The sequence below is a fragment of the Streptomyces sp. CO7 genome, assembly GCF_053474865.1.
Genome location: NZ_JBRIOU010000177.1, coordinates 1 through 6,916 on the forward strand (window position 1 = coordinate 1; position 6,916 = coordinate 6,916).

5 protein-coding genes are annotated in these 6,916 nt (G+C 74.1%); 4 read left to right on the plus strand and 1 reads right to left on the minus strand.

Annotation, left to right across the window (positions count from 1 at the left end; genetic code table 11):
• The 4 genes from ACOV8S_RS31950 to ACOV8S_RS31965 all read left to right on the plus strand — a co-directional run.
• A partial coding sequence (locus tag ACOV8S_RS31950; protein ID WP_448322023.1) for an arylsulfatase occupies window positions 1–1,353 on the plus strand: 1,353 nt, incomplete at its 5' end.
• Between the two features lie 89 nt (window positions 1,354–1,442).
• Complete coding sequence (locus tag ACOV8S_RS31955; protein ID WP_448322031.1) at window positions 1,443–2,426, plus strand: formylglycine-generating enzyme family protein; 984 nt, start codon at window positions 1,443–1,445, stop codon at window positions 2,424–2,426.
• Window positions 2,423–4,150, plus strand: coding sequence for a sulfatase (locus tag ACOV8S_RS31960; protein WP_448322025.1), 1,728 nt, complete (start codon window positions 2,423–2,425; stop codon window positions 4,148–4,150). The genes ACOV8S_RS31955 and ACOV8S_RS31960 overlap by 4 nt, the downstream gene beginning before the upstream one ends.
• A gap of 178 nt (window positions 4,151–4,328) precedes the next feature.
• On the plus strand, window positions 4,329–6,536 hold the full coding sequence (locus ACOV8S_RS31965; protein ID WP_448322027.1) for a sulfatase-like hydrolase/transferase: 2,208 nt from the start codon (window positions 4,329–4,331) through the stop codon (window positions 6,534–6,536).
• Window positions 6,537–6,598: 62 nt separating this feature from the next.
• On the opposite strand, the gene ACOV8S_RS31970 is transcribed toward ACOV8S_RS31965, so the two are convergent.
• The coding region (locus ACOV8S_RS31970; protein ID WP_448322029.1) for a helix-turn-helix domain-containing protein at window positions 6,599–6,916 on the minus strand (318 nt) is incomplete at its 5' end.

Here is a 6,916-nt window from a genome sequence, read left to right on the forward strand (position 1 = left end):
GCGCTGGCCACGGCGACGACCCGTCCCGCCTCCGCGATCGCCGGGGCGCCCGCGACGGCGGACCCCGGGACCGTCGGCCGCAGGGCGCCGAACATCCTGCTGTTCCTGCTCGACGACCTCGGCAGCGGCGAACTCGGCTCCTACGGCCAGCGGACCATCCGCACCCCGGTGCTCGACGACCTCGCCGCCCAGGGCGCCCGCTTCACCCAGGCCTACGCCGCGCCCTCCTGCGCACCCACCCGCGCCTCCCTGCTGACCGGACTGCACACCGGCCACGCGACGGTGAAGGCCAACAGCGACGCGGGCAAGGGACTCCGGGCCGAGGACGTCACGGTCGGCGAGGTGCTCCGCGACGCCGGTTACACCACGGGGGTCATCGGCAAGTGGGGCCTGGGCCCCGACAACGACGACAACCCGAGCCACCCCAACCGCCAGGGTTTCGACCACTTCTTCGGCTACATCAACCAGACCCACGCCCACGACTACTGGCCCACCTATCTCTGGCGCAACGGCACCAAGGTCCGCTTCCCGGAGAACGCGGACGCCGACGTCACCTACGCCACCGACCTGTTCACCCAGGAGGCGCTGGACTTCATCGAGCGCAGCCGGGACGAGCCGTTCTTCCTCAACCTCGCCTACACCACGCCGCACGCCCCGAACGAGATCCCCAGCGACGCCCCGTACAGCGACGAGGACTGGCCCCAGGGCGAACGCAACCACGCCGCCCAGATCACCCACGTCGACGCTCAGATCGGCCGGGTCCTGTCCCGGCTGGACGAACTCGGCCTCGCCGCGAACACCTTGGTGCTGGTGGCGAGCGACAACGGACCGCACACGGCGGGCGCGGGCTTCGAGCACGTCGGCAGCACGCTGCCGCACGACCCGGAGTTCTTCGACAGCAACGGGCCCCTGCGCGGCGTCAAGTTCACCGTGTACGAGGGAGGCATCCGGATCCCGCTGATCGTCCGGCTGCCCGAAGCGCTGCGGGCAGCCGGCGGCGTCGCGCCGGGTTCCGTCGTGCACGACCCGGTCGCCGTCTGGGACTTCCTCCCGACGTTCGCCGAGGTGGCCGGGGCACCCGTCCCGCCCGCACTGGACGGGATCTCCTTCGTGCCCGCCCTGACCGGCCGCGAACAGCCCTCGCACGCGTACCTGTTCTGGGAGCACGACCGCAAGGACCAAGCCGTGCGGTTCGGCAACTGGAAGGCCGTGCGGCCCAAGGGCGGACCGGTCGAGCTCTACCACCTGAACCAGGACGCCGGCGAGAGCACCGATCTCGCGGCCCGGCACCCCGCGCTCGTGCGCAAGGCGGAGCGCCTGCTCGCCGACGCGGTGGCGGGAGGCCGACCGTGAGCTGCTGCGCACCCTCGGCAGGAAGCCACCGCCGCAGCGAGGGCCACCACCACGGTCACGGGGCGTGCGGTACCGCGCAGGCCAGCGGCCTGCTGATCGACACCGTCACGGTCGGGCCGCCCGGGCCCTTCCGCCCCGCGCCGGCGGAGCGCACCACCCGGGGCCAGGTGCGCCTGGGGGGCGGTACGTTCGCGATGGGCGACGCCCACGGCGAAGGCTACGCCGCCGACGGCGAGGGTCCCGTGCACGCGGTGCGGCTGCCGCCCTTCCTGATCGACGCGACCACGGTCACCAACGCCGCGTTCGCCGCGTTCGTGAAGGACACCGCATACGTCACCGACGCCGAACGGCTCGGCGTCTCGGCCGTCTTCCACCTCGCGGTCCGGGCCGACCGGGCCGACGTCCTCGGACAGGCCGCGGGCACCCCGTGGTGGCTGACCGTGCGGGGCGCCTCCTGGCGGCGGCCCGCCGGACCGCTGTCCTCGGTCGCCGGCCTGCAGAACCACCCGGTGACACAGGTCAGCTGGAACGACGCGCAGGCCTACTGCGCCTGGGCGGGCAAGCGGCTGCCCACCGAGGCGGAGTGGGAGTTCGCCGCCCGGGGAGGCCTCGAGGGCGCCAGATTCCCCTGGGGCAACAAGCTGAATCCGCGCGGCCGTTGGATGTGCAACATCTGGCAGGGCACCTTCCCCACCCACAACACCGCCGAGGACGGCCACGTCACGACCGCGCCGGTGAAGTCCTACCGGCCCAACGCCTACGGGCTGTGGAACATGGTCGGCAACGTCTGGGAATGGTGCGCCGACACCTTCGCGGCCGACGCCTACGCGGACCGTGCCGCCCGGACGCCCGTGGACGATCCCCGGGGTCCCTGGCACGACCCCGGCCGCTCGGCGCCCCGCGTCATGCGGGGCGGCTCCTACCTGTGCCACGACTCGTACTGCTACCGCTACCGGGTCGCCGCCCGGTCCGCCAACACCGCCGACTCGGCCACCGGGAACATCGGCTTCCGCTGCGCCAACGACTCCCCGGACCAACCCGTGCACCCCGTCACCCCCGAGGACCCGTCATGAGACACCGCCACTCCCGGCGCCTGGGCCTGCTCGCGCTCCCGGTCGCCCTCACCCTGACTGCCGCCGGTCCGCCGGCCACCGCCCCGGAGGCGGCCGGAGCACAGCAGCCGGCGGGCGAACGCCCGAACATCGTGTTCGTCCTCGGCGACGACTTCGGCTGGACCGACCTGAGCAGCCCGCTGACCAACCAGGGCAACCCGAACGACTTCTACGAGACGCCGACCCTGGAGCGCCTCGCCCAGGAGGGAGCCGCGTTCGACAACGCCTACGCCTCCCCGAACTGCGCGCCGACCCGAGCGGCCCTGCTCACCGGCCTCTACGCCCCGCGGCCCACCAACAACATCTACCTCGTCGACGACCTCAACCGCGGCGGTGACGACACCCTGCTGGTCGGGCCCCCGCAGGGCCTGCCCGACGAGGACGTCGCGCTGCCCGCCGAGGCGGTCACCGTCGGCGAACGGCTCCAGGGCGCCGGCTACACCACCGGCTACCTGGGCAAGTTCCACGTCGCGGCGACCCCGTCCGACATCACCGCGCTGCACGGCTTCGACGAGAACGTCGGCGGCACCCACGCCGGCGCCCCCGGCGCCTACCACGCGCAGAACGGCAGGTTCGTCCAGCAGATCGGTCCGGAGCTGGACGCCTTCGCCGCCGACTACACGCAGCGGTACGTCGACGAGAACATCAAGCCGTACGCCCACGGCACCGACCCCGCCGCCGTCGACGCCCTCGTCGGCACCGACAAGCACGTCTCGGACGCGCTGGCGGACGCCACGATCGACTTCGTGGACCGCAACAAGGCGCAGCCGTTCTTCACCTTCCTCAGCCCCTACGCCGTCCACACGCCGGTGGGGGACAAGCAGGCGCGCGCGGACCTGCTCGCCAAGTACCGGGCCAAGGCGCCGGGGACCGGCCCGTCCAACCCCGCCTACGGGGCCCTCGTCGAAGGGCTCGACCAGAGCGTGGCCCGGGTGGTCGAGCACCTGGAGACCACCGCCGACCCCCGGCGTCCGGGTCACGTCCTCGCCGACAACACCGTCGTCGTCTTCACCGGCGACAACGGCGGTGTCGGACGGTTCACCGACAACGGCCCGCTGCGCGGCGAGAAGGGGGAGCTGAGGGAAGGCGGCCTGCGCGTCCCGCTCATCGCCTGGAGCGGTGACCCGGACCTGGTGCGCGGGCACACCGTGCACCACACGCCGGTGTACAGCGCCGACCTGCACACCACCTTCTCCGCCCTGGGCGGCGCGGACGTCCCGGCGGACCAGCCGCTGGACGGCGCCGACCTGAGCGGGCTGCTCTCCGGCGCGACCGGGGCACCGGACCGGGACGCCCTCTACTGGCACCTGCCCGGCTACCTCGTCGACGAGGCCCGCGACCAGCGTCCGCAGTCGGTGATCCGGTCCGGCCGCTGGAAGCTGGTCCACGACTACGAGAGCCGCCGCTGGGAGCTGTACGACGTGGTCGCCGACATCGGCGAGCAGGACGACCTGGCCGCCCGCGAGCCGCAGGTGGTCCACCGGCTGGGGCACAAGCTGATCCGCTGGCTCGACCGGCTCGACGCCCCGCTGGCCACCCTCCGCGAGGGCCACGCCCCGCTGACGTTCACGGTCACCGGCGAGACCTACGCCGACGGCCACGTCTCCCGGCACCGGGCGCAGACGCTGGTCGTCGCACCGGGGGAGGAGGTACCGGTGGTGCTCGAGGGGCCCGCCGGCCACTGAGCGACGCCGAGGGCCGGGCACCACCGCCCGGCCCTTTCTCGGCCGACGTCCACCGCCCGGCCCTCCTTCGGCCGACGTCCACCGCCCGGCCCTCCTTCGGTCGACGTCCACCGCGTGGCGCCCATGGCCGACGCCCACCCCGCCCGACCACGGCACATCCACACGAAGGAGCCCTCCCGTGCCCAGCCGCCGACAATTCCTCGCCGGATCCGCGGCCGCCCTCGGCGCGGCCGCGCTGTCGGCCGCTCCCGCGGCGGCCGCCGGCCGGCCGCCCGGCAGACGTCCCAACATCGTGGTCCTGCTCGCGGACGACCTCGGGTACGGCGACCTCGGCGCGTACGGCCAGCGGCTGGTCCGCACTCCGCGCCTGGACCGGATCGCCGCCGAGGGAACCCGCTTCACCCAGGCCTACGCGGCCGCCGCCGTCTGCGCGCCGTCCCGCGCCTCGCTGCTGACCGGACTGCACGGCGGCCACGCGCCGGTGCGGGAGAACCCCTTCGGCGGCCCGCAGGGCTCGCTCGGCGACGACGACACCACCTTCGCCGAGGTGCTGAGGTCACGCGGCTACCGCACGGCCTGCATCGGCAAGTGGGGCTTCGGCCCGGAAGAGCCGGACCAGGCGAGCCACCCCAACCGCCGCGGTTTCGAGGAGTTCTACGGGTACCTCACCCACGGCCACGCCCACCAGTACTTCCCGGACCACCTGTGGCACAACGGGGAGCGCGTCGCGCTGCCGGAGAACGCGGACGGCGGCAAGGGCGTCTACGCCGTCGACCTGATCGAGCAGCGCGCCGAGGCCTTCATCGCCGAGCACGCCGACGAGCCCTTCCTGCTGTACCTGACCCCCAACATCCCCCACGCGCCCAGCGACATCCCCGACGCCGACGACTACGCCGACCGGCCGTGGAGCACGGCCGACAAGGGCCACGCGGCCCAGATCACCCGCCTCGACACCCTGGCCGGATCGGTCGTGGACGCCCTGCGGCGCGCCGGCGTCGAGCGGCACACGCTGCTCCTGGTGACCAGCGACAACGGGCCCCACGAGGAGGGAGGCGTGAACCCCGACCTCTTCGACGCCAACGGCCCCCTCAAGGGCTACAAGCGCAACCTCTACGAAGGAGGCGTACGGGTCCCCCTCCTGGCCCGGTGGCCCGGCACCGTGGCCGCCGGCGCCACCGAGGACCGGATCACCCCGTCGACGGACATCCTCCCGACCGTCGCCGAACTCGCCGGCGCCCCGGCGCCCCGGGACATCGACGGCCTGTCCCTGGCGCCGCTGCTGGCCGGCGAAGGCGCCGCGCCCGCCCACGACCACCTGTACTGGTACCGCAACGACCCCGGATCGACGTCACGGGCCAAGGCGGCCGACAAGGGCCGCATCGGCACCCTCGCCGAGGCGGTGCGGCGCGACCGCTGGAAGGCGGTGCGGTTCGCCCCCGCACGCGACCGTTCCGTCCCCGACGAGCAGTGGCAGTTCGAGCTCTACGACCTGGCGACGGATCCCGGCGAGACCACCGACGTGCACGCCGCCCACCCCGGGCTCACGGCGCAGCTGACCGCCCTGCTGCGGGACGCCTGGACGGAGTCCTACGACCGCGAAGGGTACGGCGTCCGCCTCACGACGCCCGAACTGGTCTTCCCCGGCCAGGCCTTCACGGTGTCGGCCGTGCTCACCAACGCGACCACGCACCCCTGGGCGCGGCCCCGCATCAGGCTGACGGCGCCCGACGGATGGCAGGCCGGCCCCGTCGCCCCGGAACCGGCCGAGGACCTCGCCCCCGGCGCGGCACTGCGGACCACCTGGCGGATCACCCCTCCCGCCGAAGGGACCCCCGCCGGCGCCTGGACGCTGCGGGCGGAGGGGAGCGCCGTGCACGGGCACCACCACGTGCGCTTCGACGCCTGGGGCACGGTCGCCACACCTCCGCCGCCCCCCACCGCCGACGCCTACCTCAGCGACCTGCCGTGGCTCTCGGCGGCCAACGGGTGGGGCCCGGTGGAACTCGACGCCTCCAACGGCAAGAAGGCCGCCGGCGACGGCACCCCCATCGGCTTCGGCGGCGTGACCTACGCCAAGGGCCTCGGCGTGCACGCCCCTTCGGAGATCGTCTACCACCTCGGCGGCAACGCCTCCCGGTTCACCTCGGTCGTCGGCATCGACGACTTCTCCGCCCGGCAGAGCGCGGTCGGCGGCACGAGCGCGGAGGTCTGGGGGGACGGGGTGCGGCTGTACGACAGCGGCCTGCTCACCGCCGCCGGCGGGCCGCGACCGGTGGACGTGGACGTCACCGGCGTGCGGCTGCTGCGCCTGGTGGTGCGGAACGCGAACAGCAGCACCTCCTACGACCACACCTCCTGGGCCGCGGCGCACCTCCGCGTCGGCTGACCCCACCGGAGGCCCGGCAGCAGGGCGGCGCCGTCGCGGACGAGGCGCCGCCCTCCCCGTCCTCAGAACACGCGCCCCCGCAGCCGCCGCAGCATGCGCGGGTCCTCGAACCCGGCGGAACGGGCCGCCGCCTCCACCGTCGCCCCGTGGCCGATCAGGTGCTCGGCGTGCTCCAGCCGCAGCGCCTGCTGGTAGCGGAGCGGGGTGAGGCCGGTGGCCCGGGTGAAGTGGCGGGACAGGGTGCGCTCGCTGACGCCGACGGCGGCGGCCAGGGCGGCCAGCCGCAGCGGCCGGTCGAACCGGGTGTCGAGGACGTCCTGGGCGCGGTGGACCACGTCGTCGAGGTGGGAGCGGTGCCGGAGCATGGCGCTGTCCTGCGG

Coding starts and splice junctions, on each gene's coding strand:
- ACOV8S_RS31960 (WP_448322025.1), top strand. CDS start 2,423: ATGAGACACCGCCACTCCCGGCGCCTGGGCCTGCTCGCGCTCCCGGTC.